At 71.9% G+C, this 23672-nt stretch carries 20 protein-coding genes; 13 read left to right on the forward strand and 7 right to left on the reverse strand.

Going from position 1 to position 23672, the window contains the following annotated elements:
* Positions 1–10: 10 nt before the first annotated feature.
* Entirely contained in the window at positions 11–1549 is a 1539-nt protein-coding gene (locus tag MVA48_RS16510) for a glycosyltransferase family 87 protein (RefSeq protein ID WP_246981791.1), read from the forward strand.
* Here MVA48_RS16510 and MVA48_RS16515 read toward each other — a convergent pair.
* Positions 1436–2263: a deoxyribonuclease IV gene (locus tag MVA48_RS16515; RefSeq protein WP_246981793.1), complete on the reverse strand. Its 828-nt coding sequence runs from the start codon at positions 2261–2263 to the stop codon at positions 1436–1438. The genes MVA48_RS16510 and MVA48_RS16515 overlap by 114 nt on opposite strands.
* Before the next feature lie 139 nt (positions 2264–2402).
* Here MVA48_RS16515 and MVA48_RS16520 point away from each other — a divergent pair, with 139 nt between their 5' ends.
* From MVA48_RS16520 to MVA48_RS16550, 7 genes are all read left to right on the forward strand, one after another.
* Positions 2403–3449, forward strand: coding sequence for a hypothetical protein (locus MVA48_RS16520; RefSeq protein WP_246981795.1), 1047 nt, complete (start codon positions 2403–2405; stop codon positions 3447–3449).
* A 316-nt stretch (positions 3450–3765) separates the two neighbouring features.
* Positions 3766–3903, forward strand: a complete 138-nt coding sequence (locus MVA48_RS24510) for a 30S ribosomal protein S6 (RefSeq protein WP_246989265.1) — start codon at positions 3766–3768, stop codon at positions 3901–3903.
* Positions 3904–3905: 2 nt separating this feature from the next.
* Positions 3906–4403 (forward strand): single-stranded DNA-binding protein, encoded by a 498-nt coding sequence (locus tag MVA48_RS16530; protein WP_246981797.1) that lies wholly within the window; start codon positions 3906–3908, stop codon positions 4401–4403.
* Positions 4404–4436: 33 nt separating this feature from the next.
* Entirely contained in the window at positions 4437–4673 is a 237-nt protein-coding gene (gene rpsR, locus MVA48_RS16535; RefSeq protein ID WP_116452047.1) for a 30S ribosomal protein S18, read from the forward strand.
* Positions 4674–4675: 2 nt separating this feature from the next.
* The gene (gene rplI, locus MVA48_RS16540) at positions 4676–5131 is read left to right on the forward strand and encodes a 50S ribosomal protein L9 (RefSeq protein WP_246981799.1); all 456 of its coding nucleotides are present in this window, start codon (positions 4676–4678) and stop codon (positions 5129–5131) included.
* A gap of 627 nt (positions 5132–5758) precedes the next feature.
* Positions 5759–9286 carry a replicative DNA helicase gene (locus MVA48_RS16545; RefSeq protein WP_246981801.1) on the forward strand — a complete coding sequence of 1176 codons (3528 nt, stop codon included), beginning with the start codon at positions 5759–5761 and terminating at the stop codon, positions 9284–9286.
* Position 9287: 1 nt separating this feature from the next.
* Positions 9288–9464 carry a hypothetical protein gene (locus MVA48_RS16550; RefSeq protein WP_246981803.1) on the forward strand — a complete coding sequence of 59 codons (177 nt, stop codon included), beginning with the start codon at positions 9288–9290 and terminating at the stop codon, positions 9462–9464.
* A gap of 411 nt (positions 9465–9875) precedes the next feature.
* Here the strand turns inward: MVA48_RS16550 and istB are convergent, their stop codons facing one another.
* The 4 genes from istB to MVA48_RS16570 all read right to left on the reverse strand — a co-directional run bounded on the left by istB (position 9876) and on the right by MVA48_RS16570 (position 15006).
* Positions 9876–10655, reverse strand: a complete 780-nt coding sequence (istB, locus tag MVA48_RS16555) for an IS21-like element helper ATPase IstB (protein ID WP_246980964.1) — start codon at positions 10653–10655, stop codon at positions 9876–9878.
* Positions 10652–12166: an IS21 family transposase gene (gene istA / locus MVA48_RS16560; protein WP_246980965.1), complete on the reverse strand. Its 1515-nt coding sequence runs from the start codon at positions 12164–12166 to the stop codon at positions 10652–10654. Before istA ends, istB begins: the two co-directional genes overlap by 4 nt.
* Before the next feature lie 512 nt (positions 12167–12678).
* Positions 12679–13884, reverse strand: coding sequence for a fatty acid desaturase family protein (locus tag MVA48_RS16565; protein WP_246981806.1), 1206 nt, complete (start codon positions 13882–13884; stop codon positions 12679–12681).
* Positions 13885–13911: 27 nt separating this feature from the next.
* Positions 13912–15006, reverse strand: a complete 1095-nt coding sequence (locus MVA48_RS16570; protein WP_246981808.1) for a ferredoxin reductase — start codon at positions 15004–15006, stop codon at positions 13912–13914.
* A 93-nt stretch (positions 15007–15099) separates the two neighbouring features.
* Between MVA48_RS16570 and MVA48_RS16575 the strand changes: the two genes are divergently transcribed.
* Both MVA48_RS16575 and MVA48_RS16580 read left to right on the forward strand, forming a co-directional pair.
* Positions 15100–16308, forward strand: coding sequence for a PucR family transcriptional regulator (locus MVA48_RS16575; RefSeq protein ID WP_246981810.1), 1209 nt, complete (start codon positions 15100–15102; stop codon positions 16306–16308).
* Positions 16309–16411: 103 nt separating this feature from the next.
* Positions 16412–17191, forward strand: coding sequence for a hypothetical protein (locus MVA48_RS16580; protein ID WP_246981811.1), 780 nt, complete (start codon positions 16412–16414; stop codon positions 17189–17191).
* Between the two features lie 25 nt (positions 17192–17216).
* On the opposite strand, the gene MVA48_RS16585 is transcribed toward MVA48_RS16580, so the two are convergent.
* Both MVA48_RS16585 and MVA48_RS16590 read right to left on the reverse strand, forming a co-directional pair.
* The gene (locus tag MVA48_RS16585; RefSeq protein WP_246981812.1) at positions 17217–17822 is read right to left on the reverse strand and encodes a class I SAM-dependent methyltransferase; all 606 of its coding nucleotides are present in this window, start codon (positions 17820–17822) and stop codon (positions 17217–17219) included.
* A 4-nt stretch (positions 17823–17826) separates the two neighbouring features.
* Entirely contained in the window at positions 17827–20724 is a 2898-nt protein-coding gene (locus tag MVA48_RS16590) for a DNA polymerase IV (protein ID WP_246981813.1), read from the reverse strand.
* Positions 20725–20809: 85 nt separating this feature from the next.
* Between MVA48_RS16590 and MVA48_RS16595 the strand changes: the two genes are divergently transcribed.
* From MVA48_RS16595 to MVA48_RS16605, 3 genes are all read left to right on the forward strand, one after another.
* A complete protein-coding gene (locus tag MVA48_RS16595) occupies positions 20810–21430 on the forward strand; it encodes a maleylpyruvate isomerase family mycothiol-dependent enzyme (RefSeq protein ID WP_246981814.1) in 621 nt (206 codons plus the stop codon).
* A gap of 102 nt (positions 21431–21532) precedes the next feature.
* Positions 21533–22096 carry an NfeD family protein gene (locus MVA48_RS16600; RefSeq protein WP_246981815.1) on the forward strand — a complete coding sequence of 188 codons (564 nt, stop codon included), beginning with the start codon at positions 21533–21535 and terminating at the stop codon, positions 22094–22096.
* On the forward strand, positions 22093–23628 hold the full coding sequence (locus tag MVA48_RS16605) for a flotillin family protein (protein WP_246981816.1): 1536 nt from the start codon (positions 22093–22095) through the stop codon (positions 23626–23628). Before MVA48_RS16600 ends, MVA48_RS16605 begins: the two co-directional genes overlap by 4 nt.
* Positions 23629–23672: the final 44 nt, after the last annotated feature.

A 23672-nucleotide genomic window follows, 5' to 3' on the forward strand; every position in this document is an offset into this window, starting at 1 on the left:
GGACGGGCCCATGGCGTCCCGCCGGCCGGTGGCCCCCGACCGGGTCGTCCCGTCCTGGACCGACCCCGTCGCCGCCCAGGCAGCCGAGTCCGTCGGCGGCCCGTGGGGGAGGCACGCGCTCACCGGCCGGGCGTTGTTCTGGACGCCGCTGCGGGTCTGCCTGCTCTTCGCCACCGCAGTCCTCGGTCTGGCCTGGATCAAGCAGTCTCCGTGTGCGACGGGCAACTGGGCGGGTTGGGTGCAGTACACGCACTTCTGCTACTCCGACGCCGTGCCGCTGTTCGCGGTGCACGAGCTGGACAGCGGGGCGCTCCCCTACCTCGACTCCTCCGTCGAGTACCCGGTGCTCAGTGGCGCCTTCATGGCCGGCGCGGCCGCCCTCGGACGCGGCTACGACGCGCTGGCGGCCGCGGTGGGGCTGCTGCCGTCGGTCCCGGCCGTCCAGAGCTACTACGTCGTCACCTGTCTGCTGCTCTCGTTCTGCGCGTTGCTGGTCGTCCGCGCCGTCCTCGGGTTGTCCGGCCGCCGGCCCTGGGACGCGGCCATGGTGGGCCTGTCACCGCTGCTGTTCGTGCACGCGTTCACCAACTGGGACCTGTTCGCAGCTGCCCTGGCGACCCTGGGCATGTGGGCGTGGGCGCGACGGCGGCCGGGAACGGCCGGGGTCCTCCTCGGTCTCGGCGTCGCGGCGAAGCTCTATCCCGCGCTGCTGCTCGTCGCGCTCTTCCTGCTGTGCCTGCGCGCCGGCCGGCTCCGGGCCTGGCTGCGGACGGCGCTCGCCGCCGTCGTGACCTGGGTGTCGGTCAACCTGCCGGTCGCGCTCACCGCTCCGGAGGGCTGGGGCCGCTTCTTCCGGCTCAACCGCACGCGCCCGGCGGACCCCGACTCGATCTGGAACATGCTGCTGCACGCGACCGACCACCGGCTCTTCGACGGCCCGCTCGCCGAGGGGCAGGTGCCGTCGGTGCTGAACGGCGTCGTCGCGGCCTCGATGGTGCTGCTCGTCGCCGGGGCCGCCTGGCTCACCCTCGCTGCGCCGGTCCGACCGCGGTTGGCCCAGCTGGCCTTCCTGCTGGTCGCGGGGTTCCTGCTGCTCAACAAGGTCTGGAGCCCGCAGTACTCGTTGTGGCTGCTGCCGCTCGCCGTGCTCGCCCGCCCGAAGTGGCGGTCGCTGCTGCTCTGGCAGGCCGCCGAGGCGCTGCTGTGGGTGCCGCGGCTGCTCTGGTACCTCGGCGCCGACAACCGCGGCGTGGAGATCGAGTGGTTCTTCCTCGGCGTGGGCCTGCGCGACATCGCCGTGGTCGTGCTGATGGGGCTGGTCGTGCGGGACGTACTGCACCCCGACGGGGACGTCGTCCGGACGACGTGGCCCGGCGTCGACGACCCCGCGGGCGGGGTGCTCGACCACGCACCGGACGTACGGACGCTCGGCGGGTCAGCCGGCCAGCGCCGCGCGGACGAGAGTGATCTCCTCGGCGTGCGCGGCGGCGTCGCCCGGGGTCTCGAGGACGACGGGGCAGTCGGCCGCCCGCGCCACGTCGAGGAGTAGTCCGGTCGGGATCTCGCCCCCCACCAGCGGCGCGTGCCGGTCGCGGCTGGAACCGTGGGGGTCGCGGCTGTTGTTGAGGTGCACGAGGTCGATCCGCCCGGTGATCGCCTGCACGTCGTCGACGACCGTCGCGAGGTCCCAGCCGGCCGCCCAGGCGTGGCAGGTGTCCAGCACGAACCCGGCGCCGAACTCGCCGACCGCGTCCCACAGCCGGGCGATCGCGTCGAGCTCGCGGGCCATCGCGTTTCCGCCGCCCGCGGTGTTCTCGATCAGCAGGGGGAGCGGGAAGCCGCCGCTCTTCGCCTGGTAGGCGAAGGTCTTGCGCCAGTTCTCGACGCCCACGGCCGGGTCGTCCGAGGCGAGGACGTGGCCGCCGTGCACGACCAGGCCGCGGGCGCCGACGGCCGCGGCGGCCCCGGCGTGCTCGGCCAGCAGCTTGCGGCCGGGGACCCGGATCCGGTTGTTGGTCGAGGCCACGTTGAGCATGTAGGGCGCGTGGACGACGACCATGACGTCGCCGGCCAGCAGCGCGTCGCCGTCCGGGCGCGGCTTCGGGCTCTTGTAGCTCTGCGGATCGGTCAGGAAGATCTGCACCCCGTCGGCATCCATCTCCGCCGCTCGGGCCAGCGGACCGCCGTCCTCGAGCTCGTTCGCCTCGGTCAGGCCGGGGCCGACGTGTACGCCGATCGGGTGTCGGGCGGTTGGGGGAGCCACGTCGGCGACCCTAGAACGTCTGCGAATCCACGTTTAGCCGTAACCCAGTCCACACATCATCGTTCTTGCAGCGTGACGGGGGTTACTCCTCGGTAGGAGGAGCACGGTCCTGGACGTCGACGTGGAGGTTGGACGAAGCATGAGCACCGGTCGGATCCGTCGCAACGCGCGACGAGGGCTCGCCGTGGCGGTTCTCGGCTGGCTCGCCGTGGCGGCCTTCGCCGTCTTCATGGCGCCCAGTGCCTCCGCCGCCCCCACCGCGACGGTGGAGATCAGGAACTTCACCCCGCCCGCGGCCAGCGTCGACAGGGGCGGGCAGGTCACGTTCGTCAACCGGATCCCCGCCCAGAACAAGGGTGGGATCACCGTCGGGATCGTCGGCGGCCTGAGCGCCACCGTGCACACCGACGTCTCCGTGACGTTCTTCGGGCAGAAGAAGGCGCTGCAGAACGGTCAGTCGGCGGCGTGGACGTTCAACGACCCGGCCACGAACGGCACCATCACCTACACCTACCGCATCGTCCCGCAGGCCGGCCTGGCCGCGGACGTGGCCAACCAGGTCGTCAGCATCGTGTCCAGCCAGCTGCCCCCGCTGCCGGCCCCGATCCCCTACGTCGTGCAGACGATCGCCCCCGACGTCCCGCAGCTGCCCAGCGTGAACCTGCCGCAGCTGCCGCAGGTCGAGGTCCAGGTGCCCGCTCCCCTCCCCGCGCCCGCACCCAACGCCCCTGTGCCGCCGACCACGGTGAACCCGACGGGGCAACCGCCGGCCGGTCAGCCTCCGGCGGCCGGCACGCCGACCCCGGCCGGTCCCGCGTACCAGTACGACACCAGCACCGGCCCGCGGCTGGCTCCCGCGGACATGGCCGCCGCGGCGGCGTTCGACCCGGCGCGCTTCGCCGCCGTCACCGGTGGCTCGTCGAGCGGCTCTTCGGGGAGTGGCGGTCCGACGTCCGGGTCCGGCGGTGCTCCTGGCGGCTACGACGGGGCGTCGGTGCCGGTCTTCGGTCAGCTGGCCGGCCTCGACGGCACGTCGCTCCAGGAGGAGAGCGCCGAGCGGGTCGCTGCCGGGGAGCGAGGCTCCGCGCAGACGCTGCCCGCCGCGGCCCTCGCCGCCGTCGTCGCCCTGGCCGCGGTGATCGCCGCGCTGGTCCGCACGCACCAGGCCTCGCGTTCGTCCCGGTAGATCGCCCTGCCGAACGGCCGTCGTCCACAGGGGGCGACGGCCGTTCGGCCGTTCGCTGGTAGCCTCGGCCTGCGCGTCCTGGCGACTGCCCGGGCGCGCGACGCCTGTACGACCCTCCTGCTGCAGACCGACTGCGGCCGCCGAGACCAGAGGAGGTGGGGTTCTCCGTGCGTCATTACGAACTGATGGTCATCCTCGACCCCGAGCTCGAGGAGCGCACCATCGCGCCGTCCCTCGACCGGTTCCTGACCGTCGTCACCAGGCCGGTGGCACCGTCAAGACCGAGATCTGGGGCCGTCGCCGGCTCGCCTACGAGATCAAGAAGCAGATCGAGGGCATCTACGCGATCGTCACGATCGAGTCCGAGCCCGCTGCCGTGGCCGAGCTCGACCGCCAGCTGAACCTCAACGAGTCGGTGCTCCGCACGAAGCTGATGCGGCCCGAGGTCCACTGACCATGGCCGGCGAGACCGTCATCACCGTCATCGGCAACCTGACGTCGGACCCGGAGCTCCGGTTCACGCCGTCCGGTGCCGCGGTTGCCAACTTCACCGTGGCCTCGACCCCCCGCACCTTCGACCGTCAGTCGCAGGAGTGGAAGGACGGCGAGGCGTTGTTCCTGCGGTGCAACGTGTGGCGGCAGGTGGCCGAGAACGTTGCCGAGTCACTCACCCGCGGTTCGCGGGTCATCGTCAGCGGGCGGCTCAAGCAGCGCTCGTTCGACACCAAGGAAGGCGAGAAGCGCACCGTCATCGAGCTGGAGGTCGACGAGATCGGCCCCTCGCTGCGCTACGCCACCGCGAAGGTCACCAAGGCCTCGCGCGGTGAGGGTGGCGGCGGCTTCGGCGGTGGCGGCGGCGGCGGCGGCGGCTTCGGCTCCTCCGGCGGCGGCGGTGGCGGCGCGAGCGACCCCTGGTCGACGCCTGCCGGTCCGTCCGACGAACCGCCCTTCTGAACAACGACTCCCTGATCTACCTGGAGAACTCCGGTGCCCAAGCCCCCCATTCGCAAGGTCAAGAAGAAGGTCTGCCAGTTCTGCAAGGACAAGGCGACCTACATCGACTACAAGGACACGACCCTGCTGCGGAAGTTCATCTCCGACCGCGGCAAGATCCGTGCCCGCCGTGTCAGCGGCAACTGCAGCCAGCACCAGCGTGACGTCGCCACGGCCGTGAAGAACAGCCGTGAGATGGCGCTGCTGCCCTACACCTCCACGGCGCGCTGATCATGAGCACCCAGAAGCTGATCCTGACGCAGGAGGTCACCGGTCTCGGTTCCTCCGGCGACACCGTCGAGGTCAAGGGCGGGTACGCCCGCAACTACCTCCTGCCCCGCGGGCTGGCCATCGTGGCCACCCGGGGTGCCGAGAAGCAGATCGACTCGCTGCGCCGGGCGCGTGCCGCTCGCGACGTGCGCTCGCAGGAGGAGGCGACCGCCCTGGCCGGCCAGCTGGCCGGCCTGACCGTGCGGGTCCCGGCCCGCGCCGGCGCCGGTGGCCGGCTGTTCGGTCGGGTCACGACCGCCGACGTCGCCGCGGCCGTCACGGCCGCCGGTGGTCCGGAGCTCGACCGTCGCCGGATCGAGCTGCCCGCCAGCATCAAGACCACGGGCCAGCACACCGTCACCGTGCGGGTGCACCCGGAGGTCAGCACGACGCTCGAGATCGAGGTCGTCGCCGGCTGATCCTGCCGCGACACGTACCGCCCGCGAGGGGCGTCGGACTCCGGTCCGGCGCCCCTCGCGGCGTCTGTGGACGAAGCGACCCGGCAGGGAAGCCCTGAGCGCCCCCGGAAGGCCCAGCCGGCTGCGCCGGACGCCGCTTCCCTACCCGCGCTGACGCAGGGTGCTCAGCGGGCTCCTGAGGGTGCCGCTGTGACTTCCTGCCACAAGCAGGTCGCTCCGTGCAGAACTCCGGTGGGTAGCGCGCGACGGAGTTGTGACACGTGGTGCGTCCTCCGAAATTTTCTTGTCGACTTTCTGCTGTCCACAGCCGGTGAGCGCCGTACCCGCAGGTGACAACGGGGAAGCGGCGACGTGGCCCGCAGGTGTCCCCGGGGCTCTCCACATGTCGACAGGCGTGAATCCACCGACTTGTCCACAAGTTGTGCAGATCGGCGTGCACACCGGTGTTGGACGAGCCCGGGGGCGCCTTCCTAACGTCCTCCTCAGCTGCCGCCGGGTGTCGAGAACTGTCGGTGCCCGGCGGTAGCAATGACCGAACACGTGTTCGGTCCGGCGGCGCTCGCCGAGCTCCGGCTTCCCCTCGGAGTGGTGATGCGGGCGCGCCCGCAAGGAGATGGAGGAATCCCCGTGGCGGTGGCCGACGAGTTCAGCCGGCCTCAGGCGACGGCACCGGCGTACGACCGGCAGCCGCCGCAGGACATCCCCGCGGAGCAGTCGGTGCTCGGCGGCATGCTCCTCAGCAAGGACGCGATCGCCGACGTCGTCGAGGTCCTGCAGGGCGTCGACTTCTACCGGCCCGCCCACCAGGTGATCTTCGACTGCATCCTCGACCTCTACGGTCGTGGCGAGCCGGCCGACGCGATCACCGTCGCCGCGGAGCTCAACCGCACCGACCAGCTGTCGAAGATGGGCGGCGCGGTCTACCTGCACACGCTCATCGCCTCCACCCCGACGGCGGCCAACGCCGGCTACTACGCCGCGATCGTGGCCGAGCAGGCCGTCCTCCGACGGCTGGTGGAGGCCGGCACCCGCGTGGTGCAGCTGGGCTACGGCGCGGCCGGCGGGCAGGGCGACGTCGACGACATCGTCGACCGCGCCCAGCAGGAGATCTACGACGTCACCGAGAAGCGCATGAGCGAGGACTACTCGCGCCTCGAGGACATCCTGCAGCCGACGATGGACGAGCTGGACGCGATCGCCTCCCGGGGCGGCGTGAGCCGGGGCGTGCCGACCGGCATCCGCGACCTGGACGAGCTGACCAACGGCCTCCAGGCCGGACAGATGGTCGTCATCGCGGCACGACCTGGTGTCGGTAAGGCGCTTGCCCTGGACACCCCCATCGCCACCCCCACTGGTTGGACCACGATGGGGGAGGTCGCTGTCGGCGACCGGGTGTTGGGCTCCGACGGGCGGCCGACGACGGTGGTGGCGGCGACCGACGTCATGACCGACCGGCCCTGCTACGAGGTGCACTTCTCCGACGGCTCGGTGGTCGTGGCCGACGCCCAGCACCAGTGGCTCACCGAGACGCTCGACGGCGACCGTGGCGTCCGAACGACGGAGCAGATTGCGGGCTCGCTGCAGGCCAACCACCAGGTGCCCAATGCAGCGCCGCTCTCGTTCCCCGACAGTCAGCTGCCGCTGTCTCCTTATGCGTTGGGCGTCTGGCTGATCAACGGCGCCCTGCGGAATGCCGACCCGCAGATCGCCGCCCTTCTCGAGGCCGACCTGCCAGAGACGCTGGACGTCGAAGCCCAACTGGGCGCCCTCGGTGTGCGCAAGAGCCCTCACATCCCGCCTGCCTACCTGAGGGCGTCGGCCCGGCAGCGCCGTGAGCTTCTCGCCGGCATGCTCGACAGCTCAGCGACAGTTGCCGCGAACGGGGACATCCGGCTGACGGTCGCCAGCCGACGCCTGGCTCAGGATCTCCGGGAGCTGCTCAACGGACTGGGCTACCGCCTGCCGATGGGGCCCAACGCCGGTGGCACCCTGACGTTCTGGGCCGACGACGACCTTTTCCGGGTCGAGACGAAGCAGCTTCTGCACAAGGATGCCCGCACGTCCTCGAGCCAGCTCCGGCAAGTTCGGCGCATCACCGACGTCCGCCCCATTGCGAGCGTGCCGGTGCGCTGCATCCAGGTCGACGCCGAGAACTCGCTCTTCCTCGCCGGCCGCAGCTTCATCCCGACGCACAACTCGACGCTGGGGTTGGACATCGCGCGTTCAGCGTCGGTGAAGCACCACCTGCCCGCGGCGATCTTCTCGCTGGAGATGAGCAAGCACGAGATCACCATGCGCCTGCTGTCTGCCGAGGCGAAGGTGCCGCTGCACCACATGCGCGCGGGGTCGCTGTCCGACGAGGACTGGTCGAAGCTCGCCCGGCGAATGGGTGAGATCGCCGACGCGCCCCTCTACATCGATGACTCCCCGAACATGACGATGATGGAGATCCGGGCCAAGGCGCGGCGGCTCAAGCAGCGCAACGACCTCAAGCTGATCGTCATCGACTACCTCCAGCTCATGACCTCGGGCAAGAAGGTGGAGAGCCGCCAGCAGGAGGTCTCGGAGTTCTCCCGTGCGCTCAAGCTGCTCGCCAAGGAGCTCGAGGTGCCGGTCATCGCGATGTCGCAGCTGAACCGTGGTTCCGAGCAGCGCCAGGACAAGAAGCCGATGCTCTCCGACCTGCGTGAGTCCGGTTGCCTCACGGCCGACACCCGCATCCTGCGCGCCGACACCGGCGCCGAGACCACGATGGGCGAGCTGTTCGAGGACGGCGAGACCGACGTCCCGGTCTGGTCCTTGGACGACAACCTCCGCTACGTCCGGCGGCACCTGACGCACGTCTTCTCGACCGGGCGCAAGCAGGTCTTCCAGCTGACGACCTCCTCGGGAAAGACGGTCCGGGCCACGGCCAACCATCCGTTCCTCACGTTCGACGGCTTCCGCGCTCTCGGTGAACTCGCGCCCGGAGACCGCATCGCGGTTCCTCGTCACGTGCCGGCGCCCGACCGGATGGGCGTGTGGGAGGACGAGAAGGTCACGTTGTTGGCGCACCTGATCGGTGACGGCAGCTTTGTGAAGCGCCAGCCGCTCCGCTATGCGTCGATCGACGAGGCGAACCTGCGAGCGGTGACGACGGCCGCGCTGCACTTCGGGGTCGTCGCGGTGCGCGACGAGTACCCGGCTGCCCGCTGCACGACGTTGCGGCTGCGGGCGCCGTTCCCGCTGACCCACGGCAAGCGCAACCCCATCGCCGCCTGGCTCGACGAGTTGGGCTTGTTCGGTCTCCGAAGCCACGAGAAGTTCGTCCCCGAGCCGGTGTTCTGCCTGCCGAAGAAGCAGATCTCGATGTTCCTCCGCCATCTCTGGGCGACTGATGGCTCGGTGACGGTCAACAAGAACGGTCGCGGCGGGCGGGTGTACTACGCATCCACCAGCCGGCAGCTGGTCGATGACATTTCCCGCCTGCTCCTGCGGTTCGGTATCTCCTGTCGCATCCGTCGGGTGAAGAAGAGCGGCTACCGCGACGGCTGGACGCTCGACATCAGCGGCTGCGACGACCAGCGCCGCTTTCTCGGCGAGATCGGCGTCCACGGCGCACGCGGTCAGGCGGCTGAGCGCCTCCTGGAGATCGTTCGAGGACTGTCGGGCAACACCAATGTGGACACCGTCCCCGCGCAGGTGTGGGAGCGAGTTCGGGACGTCTTGGCCGAGCAGGGCATGAGCCACCGTGCGTTCGCGGCCGCCATGGGCAGCGCGTTCTGCGGCAGCACGATGTGGAAGCACGCGCCCAGCCGGGAGCGTCTCGGCCGGGTCGCAGAGATCCTCGGCGACGTGGATCTCGAGATACACGCGGTCAACGACCTGCTCTGGGACGAGATCGTGTCGATCGAGCAGGGGGTCGTGGAGGAGGTCTTCGACGCCACCGTGCTGGGCGGCCACAACTTCGTCGCCGACGGAATCGTGGTGCACAATTCGATTGAGCAGGATGCCGACATGGTCATGATGATCCATCGCGAAGACATGTACGAGAAGGAATCCCCGCGGGCCGGCGAGGCCGACATCATGCTGGTGAAGCACCGCAACGGCCCGACGGCGAACGTCACGGTCGCGTTCCAGGGCCACTACAGCCGCTTCGTGGACATGGCGAACTGACATGGCCACCGCTACCGCGCCGAGCGGCGTCGTGCTGGAGGTCACCGCCCGGGCGGCGGACTCACCGAGCCAGGAGCGGCTCGGCCGCATCGCCGGCATGCTCCGCGACGCGGAGATGGCTGCCCACCCGTCGGCGCACCGCCGCGGCCCTCTGCGCAGGCGTTTCGCGAAGCACTGAACCGGAGAGGCCCAGAACCATGACGGTTCTGGGCCTCTCCGGTTCGATTGAGAAATCAGTATGAAGGAAGCGGGTCACCTCTTTCGTCCAGATGCAGCGCCGATGCAAGGCGCTGCACCCGAGCCCAGGTTTCGCTGTCCTGGATCCGACGGGTCCCATCAGGATAGGACGCCAGCAACCTGTTGAAGGCGCAGCTCCGTAGGCACTCCTTGACGTGCGGACGGATTGCGTCGTCGAATCGCGCCGGTCGCCAATGAAAGATTCGGCGGGTCGCCTCTCCGAGGATCCGCTCCCGGCGGAGCCAAGTTCGCTCCAGGCACCACAAGACGGTGAAATGGTGTTCCACGTGTCAACGGCCAAGCTGAGGTCCCCGCTCGTGGCCAGGTGAAAGTCCCCGCCCCTCGCGGTTGATCAGCGTGTGGTGGGGCGGTCACCTCCTCGGGTGCGGGCTTGGCGCATCCGGTAGGACTCGCCGTCGGTGGCGATGACGACGCTGTGGTGCAGCAACCGGTCGAGCAGGCTGACGGCGGTGGTGTGCTCGGGCAGGAACCGGCCCCACTGGTCGAAGGCCCAGTGCGAGCCGATGCCCAGAGCGCGGCGTTCGTAGGCGGCGGCGACGAACCGGAACAGCAGCTGGGTGCCGGTGTCGTCCAGCGGCGCGAAGCCGACCTCGTCGACGATGATCAGGTCGTTGCGCAGCAGTGTGTCGATGACCCGGCCGACGCTGTTGTCGGCCAGGCCGCGGTAGAGGTTCTCGACCAGGTCGGCGGCGGTGAAGTAGCGGACTCGGTGCCCGGCGAGCACGGCGGCGTGGCTGAGGGCGAGCAGGGTGTGGCTCTTGCCGGTGCCGGCCGGGCCGACCAGGCAGAGGTTCTCCCGAGCGCGGATCCACTCCAGGCTGGTCAGGTAGGCCCAGGTCGGAGCGGGGATGCTGCTCGCGGTCAGGTCGAACTCCTCGATCGTCTTGAGCATCGGGAAGCCGGCGGCCTTCAGCCGCAGCCGGGTGTTGGAGGCGTCCCGGGCGCCGATCTCGGCCTCGACCAGGGCGCGAAGCAACTCTTCCGGTGCCCAGCGCTGGGTCTTGGCGGTGGTCAGCAGCTCGGGGGCAAGTGAGCGCATCGCGGCGAGCTTGAGCCGGCGCAGCCCGCCCTCCAGGTCGGCCGGCAGCGGCGCCGGTGCGGTGGCGGTCATGCCCCCGCCCCGGTGGCCGCGGCCGAGCCGTCAGTGGAGTGGTCCCCGCCGCGCAGGCTGTCCAGGGAGTAGGCGGCCAGCGGCCGGGTGGCCGTGGCTGGCAGCGGGATGACCAGGGCTTCCCCGGCGGGGCGGACATCGGCGACTCCGGCGCCGGCGGCCAGGATCGAACGCACGTCGGCGGCGCGCCAGCGGCCGAAGGCGACCGCTCGACCGAGCGCGGCGGTCAGCGCCTCGCGGCCGTGGGAGGCCTCGAGGGCGGCCAGCTCGACCAGTTCGGGGCCGAGGCGGGTGTTGCCGGCCGCGGCGGCGCCGACCAGCCACTGCTCGGCGACCGGGCCGAGGGCGCAGAACGCCTTCTCCGCCGCCGTCCTCGGGCGGGCCGCCCGCTGCGGTGCCCGGCGGGGGCCGCCGTAGTGCTCATCCAGCACGCTGGCCTCGCCCGGCGCGACGAGGGCGTGATCGGCGGCGACCTCACCGGTGCCCGGCACCACCACGGTGAGTCGGCCGTCGGCGGCCAGCAGTGCGACCTGGGTGCCGATCAGCGCGGTCGGCACCGAGTAGCGAGCCGAGGAGAACCGCACGCAGGACAGCTTGTCGACCTTGCGCAGCGTCGTGCGTCCGATGCTGGGCCGCAGCGAGGGCATCGCGCCCAGCAGTTCCCGTTCGGTCTCCAGCCGAGCCGCCGGGATCGCGGCGATCTCCGAGTGCACGACGCCGTTGACCTCGTCGCACCAGGCGGCCGCCGCCGCGTTCGCCGCGGTCAGGTCGGCGAACGGGGCCTGCGGGATCATCAGGTCGGTCTTGGCGTAGCCGACCAGGTTCTCCACGATGCCCTTGCTGGCCGGATCGGCGGCCCGACAGAAGTCCGGACGGAACCGGTAGTGCGCGGCGAACCGCACGTAGTCCGGGGTCGGCACCACCACGTCGGCGACCACGCCGCCCTTCAGGCAGCCCATCCGGTCGGCCAGCACCACCTTCGGCACCCCGCCGAGGACCTCGAAGCACTCGGCTAGCAGCCCCAGGGTGGTCTCGGCGCGCTCGTCGGTGGCGAAGCGGACGAACCGAACCCGGGAGAACGCCAGCACCGCGCAGAACACGTGCAGCCCGCCGAGGGTGCCCCAGTCGATGGCCAGCACCTCACCCGGCGCCCACACCGCCGGCCGGCGGCTGCGGGCGTTGGCCTGCCGCCACGCCTTCTTCTCGGCCGCGATCAGCCGCCGGAAGTTGCGCGCCGACCCCTCATACCCGGCCGCCCGCGCCGTCGGCAGCAGCCGCTTGGCGCTGATCCGCCCGTGCGTCTTCTTGACCGTGCCGGCCACCAGATCGCGCACGACCTCATAGTTCGCCGGCCGCGGCGGCCGGACCGGGCGCTGCCCGCCGGCCTCGTGCCGTTCGATGATCCGCTTCACCGTCTTGTGGGTGGTGCCGCAGATCGCGGCCGCTCCCCGGTAGCTGCCCACCTCGCGGTAGGCGGTGATGACGTCCAACTCATCCCTCGCAGACTTCAATGGAGCTCCCCTGGGCGGTGCGGTGACTGGCTAGACACCGCCACCGTCACCGCCCAGGGCCTCAGCTCACGATCGACACGACGAGCGAGGGACGGGGACCTTCACCTGGCCATCAGCGGGGACTTCTCGATGGCCACCAGTGGGGACTTTGGCACGGCCACGGACACCACGAGCTCGGGATTCGTACCGCCCGCGAACGTCTGATCCCGCTTGTCATTGCTCAACGACCACAGGCCAGATCGAGCCGTCGCTAGATCGCGGGACGTCAAGTCCTCCAAGGCCTTCTCCAAGCCCTCGTGATGCCAGCGTCGAGCGACTGCAACAAAAGTGATGAGCGTGATTACGAGCGCGGAACTACTGATCGCCCAAGTCACCGTAGCGCCTCCAATGATGCTGGCTGATGCCCGAATGGGCACTTCACCATCGGCGGCCGCCGAATAGTGCTTGAGGCTCGGACCGCAGAGGCCCAGAACCGCGCGGGTTCTGGGCCTCTCGGGTCCAACAGTGCGCGATCAGGCGGCCGCGGGCTCCGGACGCAGCAGCTCCCGGCGGACCTTCCGGCCGCCGAAGGTCAACCGGGCGAGCTTGACCAGCTGCGCGGGCGCGTTCTTCGGCGTCGTCTCGGCCAGCCAGCCGTTCGGCAGGGACAGCCGGATCACCTTGTGCCAGGCGCTCGCGACCTGCTTGTGCAGCGGCGCCGTGTGATAGGTCAGGCCGTACCGGTCGAAGATGTCCTTCACCTTCGGGGCGATCTCGGCGTACCGGTTGCTCGGCAGGTCCGGGAACAGGTGGTGCTCCACCTGGTGCGACAGGTTGCCGGTCATGATGTGCATCGCCTTCGAACCCGAGATGTTCGCCGAGCCCAGCATCTGGCGGATGTACCACTCGCCGCGGGTCTCGCCGTCGATCGACTTCTTCTCGAACGTCTCGACGCCCTCGGGGAAGTGGCCGCACATGATCACCGAGTGCGACCACAGGTTGCGGACCACGTTGGCGGTGAAGTTGGCGGCCAGCGTCGGCAGGAACGACGGCCCCGACAGCAGCGGGTGGATCAGGTAGTCCTTGCCGGCCTGGTTGCGGATCTTCTTCAGCACCTGCCTGGCTGCCGCCCGGAAGGCCGGGTCCTGCCGGCGCTTCTTCGTGGCCAGGTTCTTGCCGAGCTCCAGGTCGTACGCGGCGATCCCGTACTCGAAGAAGCACGCGTTGACGAAGTTCCACAGCGGCTGGGCCAGGTACAGCGGGTGCCAACGCTGGTCCTCGTCTACCCGCATGATGCCGTAGCCCAGGTCGTTGTCCTTGCCGATCACGTTCGTGTACGTGTGGTGCAGCTCGTTGTGCGAGTGCTTCCACTGCTCGGCCGGGCTCGCCATGTCCCACTCCCACGTCGTGGAGTGGATCTTCGGGTCGCGCATCCAGTCCCACTGGCCGTGCAGGATGTTGTGCCCGATCTCCATGTTCTCGAGGATCTTGGCGACCGACAGGCCGACCGTTCCCACGACCCAGGCAGGCGGGAACATCGACACCAGCAGGGCGGCGCGGCTGCCCAGCTCGAGCTTGCGCTGCACGTCGATGACGCGGCGGATGTACTTCGCGTCGTCCTCACCGAGGCTGTCGCGCACCTCCTGGCGGATGGTGTCGAGCTCCTTGCCGATGATCTCGATGTCCTCGGCGGAGAGGTGGGCGATCGGGTTCTCGGGCTTCTTCTGGATCACGGTCACGGGTGTCGCTCCTCTTCTCGGGGGCGGTCAGTGGTCGATGTCGCAGGCGCCGGCGGCGGCGCTCACACAGGTCTGGATCAGGACGCCGTCCCCCGGAGCGGCGGTGGTCAGCTCGCCGTTGCGCAGGTCGCGCACGGCGCCCTCCCGCAGCGGCAGCACGCAGCCGTAGCAGATGCCCATGCGGCAGCCGCTCGGCATGAGGACGCCGGCCTCCTCGGCGGCGTCCAGGATCGGCGTGCTGCCGTCGGCCTCGAGCGTGGTGCCGGACCGGGTGAAGGAGACCGTGCCGCCCTCGCCGGTGACGAGCACGGTCGGCCGGAACCGCTCCGTGTAGAGCCGGTCGGACAGCCCGGCGGCCGCCCAGTGCTCCTCGAGTGCCTCCAGCATGCCCACCGGCCCGCACGCCCACGTGGCCCGCTCGGCCAGGTCCGGCACGAGCCCGGCGATGGCCGGGGCGTCGAGCATCCCGTGGGTGTCGGTGTGCTGCTCGACCAGCCGGATCCGGCCGTCGTCCGCCATCTGCCGCAGCTCGGGCCCGAAGACGACGTCCTCGGGGGTCGGCGCGGAGTGGATCAGGACCACGTCGGACAGGACGTGGTTGCGCAGGATGCCCATGACCGGCGTGATGCCGGAGCCGGCGGTGACGAACAGGACCTTCGCCGGCGGCTCGGCCGGCAGGCAGAACTCACCGGCCGCCTGGTCGAGCTGCACGATGGTGCCCGGCTGCGCGCGGTGCACCAGGTGGTTGCTGACCTTCCCGTCCGGGATCGCCTTCACCGTGACGCTGATGCAGCCGTCCTCGCGGGTCAGGTCGGACGTCAGCGAGTAGGCCCGCCACTGGCGGACGCCGTCGACGTCGATGCCGATGCGGACGTACTGGCCCGGCGTGTGCGGGCGCCAGCTGCGCCCCGGACGGATGACGACCGTCGCGGCGTCCGGCGTCTCGGGGTGGATCGCCTCGATCCGGCCCCGCAGGGCGGCACCGGAACGCAGCGGGTCGACGAGGTCGAGGTAGTCCTCGGGCAGCAGCGGTGTCGTGACCAGCTCGGCGAGCTTCAGCAGGCGGTCACGCAGGGGAATCCGCTGCGGGGTCGCAGCAGGACGCGGGACAGTGGCCGTCATGTCTCGAGGGTTGTCCAGCGCGAGGCGCAACTACCTGTGCCACGGACGTGAATCGGGCGGTAGGTTCTGTTCCCTGCGAACAAGAGAGGTCGAATGGCGGACGACGGACTGAGCCTCCCGCCCCAGGTGGCCGACGCGATGCGGCGAGAGCTGCCGTCGGTGGCCGAGGCGACGGTGGCCGCGATCGTGGTCGAGGTGCCCAGCTACGCCGACGCCTTCGCCGGTGGGATGGGCCGCACCATCGAGAACGCCGTCCAGCTCGCCCTCGGCGGCTTCCTCGAGCTCGCGTCGTCCGGCAGCCAGAGCGACGCCAGCACGCCCATCCAGCCGGCGCTCGACGGCGCCTACGCGCTGGGCCGAGGGGAGGCGCGCAGCGGGCGGTCCATGGACGCGCTCCTGGGCGCCTACCGCGTCGGCGCCCGCGAGTCGTGGCGGCACATGGCCGCCGGCGCCGTCCGGGCGGGGCTGAGCGTGGAGCAGCTGGCCCGCTTCGCCGAACTGGTCTTCGCCTACATCGACCAGCTGTCGGCGGCGAGCGCGGCCGGGCACAGCGACGAGCTGGCCACCAGCGGACGCGTCCGGGAGCGCTACCTGGAGCGGCTGGCCGACCACCTCCTCGCCGGGGGGAGCCGTGAGGACCTGCTGGCGGCGACCGACCGCGCCGACTGGCCGCCGCCTCGCACGCTGACCGCGGTGATCCTCCCCGAGGCCCGCGTGCGCGGGGCATGGCCGTCGCTCGATCCCCGCACGCTGCGCTCCACCGAGGACGTGCCCGGCCTCGAGTCCCCGGGCGACCTGGTCGTGCTGCTGGTCCCGGACGCCGAGGGGCGGTCGCGGCCGGCGTTGCTGCGCTCACTGGGTGACCGCGAGGCAGTCGTCGGCCCCGCCCGGCCGTGGGACGAGGTGCACAGCTCCTACGCCCGCGCCCTCCGCGCCCTCCAGCTCGGCCTGACGCCCGACGGCCCGGAGCCGTTGGACACCGAGGCCCGGCTGGCCGACCTCGTCCTGCGCGCCGACGAGACCGCGCTGGCCGATCTGCGGGCCCAGGCCCTGGCGCCGTTGGCACATCTGAACGACGGGGCGCGCGAGAAGCTGACCGAGACCCTCCGGTCGTGGCTGCTCCACCACGGACGGCGGGAGGCGGTCGCGGCGGAGCTGTTCGTGCACCCGCAGACGGTGCGGTACCGCATGACCCGACTGCGCGAGCTCTACGGCAAGCAGCTGGAGGACCCGCGCTGCGTCCTGGAACTCACCGTTGCGCTCGGCGTCACCCCGCAGCCGATGGAGAGGAGCGACGAATGACCGTCGACCTGGACGCGGCCGCCGACTTCCTGGCGGCTCGGGCCGGCTCCTGGACCGACGGCGCTTCGACCTGCTCGTCGGCGACGGCGGCGTCGAGCAGGTGGTGGCGGCGGTCGACGGTTACCGGAACCCGGACGGTGGCTACGGCTGGGGGCTCGAGCCCGACCTCCGGTCCCGCACCAGCCAGCCCGGCGGAGCGCTGCACGCCTTCGAGGTCTTCGCCGACCTCGCGCCGGCCACCACATCCCGCGCCGTCGAGCTGTGCGACTGGCTGGCCGGGACCACGCTCGCCGACGGCGGGCTGCCGTTCGCGGGGCCGATGCCCGATCCCGCCGCGTGCGCGCCGTTCTGGGCCTCCGCCGACAGCCGCACGTCCTCCCTGCAGATCACCGCGATCGTGGCCGCCGCCGCCCACCGCGTGGCCGTCGCCGACACGGCGGTCGCGGAGCATCCGTGGCTCGCGCGGGCGACGGAGTTCTGTCTGACCGCGGTGCGCGACCTCGGCGACGATCCGCACGCCATGGTGCTGGCGTTCGCCGCCCAGCTGCTCGACGCCGCCGCTGCCCGGTACCCGGAGGCCACCGAGCTGGTGGAGGTGCTACGGCCGCACGTGCCGGCGAACGGACTGCTGCACGTCGCCGGCGGCGCGGACGAGGAGTTCATGCGGCCGCTGGACTTCGCCCCGTTCCCGGGCGGTCCGGCGCGGACGCTGTTCGCCCCTGGCGTCGTCGAGGCCGATCTCGAGCGGCTGGCGACGGGGCAGCAGCGCGACGGCGGCTGGGCGGTCGACTTCGACAGCTACTCCCCCGCGGCGGCGCTGGAGTGGCGCGGCCTGCGCACCGTGTCCGCGCTCGTGGTCCTGCGCGCCAACGGCTCGCTCTGACCGCCGTCGGCGAGGCCGGGCGACGTCAGGCCGGCCGGAGGACGGCGACGAGGAAGTCCGACTCCGGCGTGAACGGCCGCAGGTCCCAGGTCGACAGCAGCAGGTCAGGCGCCCAGCCGGCGTCCCCGGCATCGGCCAGGAACTCGTCGAACGGGTAGTCGCGGCCGGCGCCGAAGCCGATGGCGGCGCGGCCGTCGTCCCGGACGTGCGCTCGCATCCGGCGCAACACCGGGCGTCGGGTCGAGGGCGCCAGGAACGTCATGACGTTGCCCGCGCAGACGATCACGTCGAACGGCTCGCTGATGCCGCGCCCGGGTAGATCCAGCTCGGCCAGGTCTCCGACGAGCCAGCGTGCACGGGGACGGTCCCGCTCCGCGGCGGCGATCAGCACCGGGTCGACGTCCACGCCGACCACCTCGTGACCGACCGAGGCGAGGTGCCCGCCGATCCTGCCCTCCCCGCAGCCGGCGTCCAGCACGCGCGAGCCGCGGGCGAGCATCGCGTCGACCAGCCGCGCCTCGCCCACGACGTCCATTCCCTGCGCCGCGAGATCGCGCCAGCGCTGGATGTAGGTCGTGGAGTGATCCGGGTTCTCCTGGGTGATCCGCACCCAGGCGCTCTGCTCCGTCATGCGGTCACGATGGCACGGGCGGCGCGGGATCGACGAGGACGCCGGGATTGAGGACGCCGGCCGGGTCGAGTGCGGCCTTCGCCGCCCGCAGCGCCACCGCGAACGGCTCCGGGCGCTGCTTGTCATAGCCCGGGCGATGGTCCCGGCCGACGGCGTGGTGGTGCGTGATCGTCGCGCCGAGTCGCCCGAGCACCTCGGTGGCCGCCGTCTTGACGTCGTCCCACATCGCCACCTCCGAGCCGGGCCGCCCGGCCGCGATCACCGTGAAGTACGGCGCCGGCCCGTCGGGGTACACGTGCGTGAAGCGGCAGTTGACCAGCCCCGGCGCGCCGGTCACGCGCTCGACCGCCGCCCCCACCTCGGTGCGCACGGTCGCGTACAGCTCCTCGGCGCGGTCCCAGGTGCAGGCGGTCTCGAAGGTCTCGACGATCGCGCTCATGCGGGCCAGGCCGTCGCGCACGTAGGGCATGCGCAGGAACGCCGACCGCCAGCTCTCGGCGGCGGTATCGGCCCCACCGGACGCGGCGACCGTGCCGCCGTGGTCCCGGGCCAGGTCCAGCAGCTCGCCGAGCCGGCCCTGCACCGGCGAGACGGCGGACTCGACACCCAGCACGAGCAGACAGCCGGACGCCGACGCCCCCGACAGCGCCGCCTCGCCCGGATCGAGCAGCCGGCAGTTCGCCGGGTACAGCGCGGCCTGCGAGATCGCCCGCACCGCGGAGGTCGCGGTGGTCATGTCGGCGAAGGTCACCGTCGCCGACGCCTTGAAGCGGGGCCGGTCCTGCAGCCGCATCCAGGCCTCGGTGATCACACCGAGGATGCCCTCGGAGCCGAGGAACAACCGGTCCGGCGACGGCCCCGCGCCCGAACCGGGCAGCCGCCACGACTCGCTGACCCCGACCGGTGTCACCACCCGCAGTGACTCCACCAGGTCGTCGATGTGGGTGTGCAGAGTCGCGTAGTGCCCGCCCGCACGGGTCGCCAGCCAGCCCCCCAGGGTGGAGAACTCGAAGCTCTGCGGGAAGTGGCGCAACGTCAGCGCGTGCGGGCGCAGCTGTTCCTCGAGCGCCGGACCCAGGGCACCGGCCTGGATGCGCGCGGCGCGGCTCACGCCATCGACCTCCAGCACGCGGCCGAGACCGGCGAGGTCGAGGCTCAGCCAGGGCCCGTCGCCGCGGAACTCGACGCCGCCCACCACCGAGCTGCCGCCGCCGTAGGGGACGACGGCGATGCCGGCCCCGGCCGCCCAGTCCAGCAGCCGCACGACGTCGTCCTCCGTCCGCGGCAGGGCGACGGCGTCGGGTGCGGCGGGCAGCTTCCCCGACAGCGCACGGACGACGTCCCGGTACGCCTTGCCGTAGGCGTGCGACACCCGTACGTCCGGAGCGGTGGTGACCGGCAGCGACGTGGGCGGCCGCAGCCGCGGCGGGGGCACCACCACGTCGGCGATGTCCGGTACGGGGCGGGGACGGTCGGGCAGTCCGGGGAGCAATGCCGCCAGCTCGACGCACTCGGCGTCGGGCAGCGCGCGGTCGATCGTGCCCCAACCCCACCAGGAACGCGTCATCCCGGCAGTCTCCAGTCGGGTGGATCGGCCGGGTGCAGGGCGGGGTCGTCGGCGGCCAGCGTGCGCACCGGCCCCGGTGCCGTCAGCGGACCCTCGAACCGCACCGTCACCCGGCCCAGTCCGCGCCCCCCACACCCAGCCGGGGCCGTGCTCGTCGTGGCGCACGTCCTGGCCGGGCCACCAGCGGCGTTCCACGGGCAACTGCTCGTCGCGCACCTGGGCGGCCGTCACCGGGGTGTCGTCGTCCGCCGGTTCGTCGTCCTCGGCGAACAGGTCACCCTGCGCGTACACCGACAGACCCGAGACCCCGACGCCCAGCAGCCGCAGCCCGCCGGCGGTGCCGGCGTCGGCCAGCAGTCGGCGTGCGGTGGTGGCGATCTGCCGGGGGTCGTCGGTCGGCTGGGTGAGCGTCTGCGACCGGGTCAGCGTGGTGAAGTCGTAGCGGCGCAGCTTCAGGGTGACCGTCCGACCGGAATGGGCAGCCGAGCGCAGCCTCCTGCTCACCCGCGCCGCCATCGAGTCGATCTCCCGCCCCAGCACCTCCAGGTCGGTGAGGTCGCGTTCGAAGGTCTCCTCGTGGGAGACCGACTTGACCTCGCGGTCGGGGACGACGGCGCGCTCGTCCACCGCCCGTGCCAGCGCGTACAGCCCGGCGCCGTGCGCCTTGCCGGCCAGCGCGACCAGATCGGTCAGCGACTTCGTGGCCAGGTCACCCACGGTCTTCACGCCGACCTGGTGCAGCCGCCCGGCGGTGGCGGGCCCGACACCCCCGAGCCGGGTCACCGGGAGGGGGTGCAGGACGTCGAGCTCCTGCCCCGGCGGGACGACGACCAGCCCGTCGGGCTTCTGCAGGTCCGAACCGATCTTCGCCATGAGCTTCGACGTGCCGATGCCGACCGAACCCGTGACGCCGCCGGTCGCCTCGGCGATGCGGTGCTTCAGGCGCCGGGCGAGCTCGGTGACCCCGTCCACGGACAGGTCGTGCCCGTCGCCGGCACCCAGGTCGACGTAGGCCTCGTCGAGGGAGGCGGGCTCCACGAGCGGGGAGAGTTCCCGCAGCAGGCCCATGACGACGTCGGAGGTCTGCCGGTAGGCGGCGAACCGGCCGCCGAGGAACGCGGTCCCGGGCGGGCAGCGACGCCGGGCCTCCGCGGTGGACATCGCCGACCGGGCGCCGAACGCACGGGCCTCGTAGGACGCCGTGGCGACGACGCCGCGACCGCCCACCCCGCCGACCACCACCGGTCGGCCGCGCAGCGACGGCTTGTCGCGCTGCTCCACCGCCGCGAAGAACGCGTCGAGATCGAGGTGCAGGATGCTCGGCTCGCGCCGCACGCCGCACCTCGCTCTCGCCGCAGGGGTCCTACTCGCCACATGGCCCGTTCCCGACCCGCCATTGTGAGCCCTAGGGTTCCGGCGCATGAGCGTGATGGCGCAGGCACGGGCCGAGCGCGAGGAGCTGCTGGACCTGCTGGAGCGGTTGGAGCCCGAGCAGTGGCGTGCGCCGTCGCTGTGCGCGGGCTGGACCGTCCACGACGTCGTCGCGCACGTGCTGAGCTACGACGAGCTCGGCCCGCGGCAGCTGGCGTCGCGCTTCGCGAGCGGCCTCTTCCTGGTGGACCGGATCAACGCCCTGGGCCTGCGCGACTACGCCCGGCGCACCCCCGCCGAGCTGGTCGACCTGCTGCGTGACCACCTGACGCCCGCCGGGCTCACGGCCGGCCTGGGCGGGGCCATCGCGCTGACCGACGGGCTCATCCACCAGCAGGACATCCGGCGGCCGGTGGGGAAGCCGCGGCAGATCCCGGCCGACCGGCTGGTGCCCGCCCTGCGCACCGCGCTGTTCGGGCCGGTCCTGCGGGGCGCGGTCCGGGTCCGCGACGTCCGGCTGGTCGCCACGGACATCGACTGGACCTTCGGCCGGGGACCGGAGGTCACCGGGACGGCGGAGGCGCTGCTGATGGCCGTCGCCGGCCGCCGCGCCGTCGCCGACGAGCTGTCCGGTCCCGGCAGGGACCGAGTGGTCCGCCGGCTCGGCTGAGGCCGCCGGCTCGGCGGTCCACCGGGTGGGGGACTTCCTTGCCGCGCTCGTGCCGGAACTGGAATCGTGCGGACACCAGGATCGACGGGGAGGACGCACGCAGTGGCAACGGTCTTCCTCGTGCTCGGCGCGGTGGGGCTCGTCGTCCTCCTGGCCTCGCTCTTCGTCGGCGAACTGGGCGAACTCGGCATCGGCGACGTCGACGCGGACGGATGGTTCTCCGTCCCGGTGCTGGCCGCGGGGCTGGGCGGGGTGGGCTTCGGTGGCGCCGCGGCCGTGAGCGTGCTGCCCGAGGCACTCCCGGAGGCGATCTCGGTGCTGGCGGTCCTCGTCGGCGTGGCGGTCGCCGTCCCGCTGGCCTGGGGTGCCGTGCGCCTCACGCGCGCACTCGAGGACATGCCCACGTCCGAGACGCTGACCCGCCACCACCTCGTGGGCGCGCAGGGCGTCGTCCTGTCCGCGATCCCGTCCGGCGGGTTCGGCGAGGTCCGGCTGTCCCTCGCCGGACAGCACCTCAAGTTCTCGGCGCGCAGCCACGAGCCGCTCCGCGCCGGTACGCCGGTGTACGTGGTCGACGCGCTCAGCGACACCGCGGTCGAGGTCGTCTCCACCGCCCCCGATCCCCTGCCCGATTCCCTGCCCGAGCCCGGAGGCACCTCCCCATGACCCTGCTGTACGCGATCGGCGGCATCGCCGCGCTGATGATCCTGCTGGTCCTGCTGATCCTGTCCCGGATCAAGGTGGCCGGCCCGAACCAGGCGTTCCTGGTCACGGGACGGCAGGGTCGCCAGGTGACCGACTCCTCCGGCGTGGTGTCCCGGGACAGCTCGGGCCAGAAGGTGGTCATGGGCGCGAGCGTCTTCGTACTGCCCGTCGTCCAGAAGCTGCACACGATGGACCTCTCCAGCCGCCGGATCCCGGTCGGCATCCGCGGCGCGGTCTCCAAGCAGGGCGTGAAGTGCGACCTCGAGGGCGTGGCGATCGTCAAGGTGGGCGGCACGGAGAGCTCGATCCGCGCTGCGGCCCAGCGCTTCCTCAACCAGCAGCAGGGCATCGACACGTTCACGTCGGAGGTGCTCGCCGGTGCGCTCCGCTCGATCGTCGGCCGGCTGACGATCGAGGAGATCATCCGCGACCGCGCCGCGTTCGCCTCGGCCGTCGCCGAGGAGGCGGAGTCCTCCCTCACCGGTCAGGGCCTGGTCCTCGACACCTTCCAGCTGCAGGACATCCAGGCGGAGGGCTCCTACCTCGCCGACCTCGGACGACCCGAGGCGGCGCGGGTGCTCAAGGAGGCCAGCATCGCCGAGGCCCGGGCACGTCAGGCCGCTCAGCAGGAGCAGCTCCTCGCCGACGAGGCGATCGCGGTGGCGCAGCGCCAGCTCGCGCTCCGGCAGGCCGAGATCACCGCCGAGACCGACGCCGCCAAGGCGCGGGCGGCGGCCTCCGGCCCGCTGGCCCAGGCGGCGCAGGACCAGGCGATCCTCGCCGAGCAGGAGAAGGTGGCCGTCCGCACCGCGGCCCTGACCGAGCGGCAGCTCGACACCAAGGTCCGACGGCCCGCCGACGCCGAGCGGTACCGCGTGGAGCAGGAGGCGGAGGGCCGGAAGAACTCCGCGATCCTCACCGCGGAGGCGCAGCGGCAGGCGACGATCGCCGCGGCGCAGGCGGCAGCGGAGCAGGCGAAGCTCTCCGGTGAGGGCGAGCGGGCCCGCCGGTCGGCGCTCGCGGAGGCCGAGGCCATCGAGGGTGCCAAGCGCGGTGAGGCGGAGAGGCTGCGCCGTCAGGCCATCGCCGACGCCGTCGAGCGGGAGGGTGCGGCCGAGGCGGCGGCGATCCTGGCCCGGGGTCAGGCGGAGGCCGAGGCGCTGGACGCCCGCTCCGACGCGTTCGCCAAGTACGGCGAGGCGGCCATCCTGGAGATGCTGGTCAAGGTGCTGCCCGACGTGGTCGGCGCCGCCGCCGCGCCGCTGTCGAGCGTGGACAAGATGACCGTCATCTCCTCCGACGGGGCCGGCTCCCTCGGCAAGTCCGTCGCCGCCAATGTCGCCCAGGGCCTGCAGCTCTCCGGCGACCTCACCGGGATCGACGTCCACGCCCTGCTGCGCCGGCTCAGCGGCTCGACGGGCGACGGGGCCGTCACGCGGGTGCCCGTCTCAGCGGACGGCGACGGTCCGGCTGGCGACGGGAAGCCGGCCTGACGCCCAGGCCCTGGTCAGGGCTCCTCGGTCAGCTCAGGGCTCCT

The organism is Blastococcus sp. PRF04-17, assembly GCF_023016265.1.
Classification (GTDB): domain Bacteria; phylum Actinomycetota; class Actinomycetes; order Mycobacteriales; family Geodermatophilaceae; genus Blastococcus_B.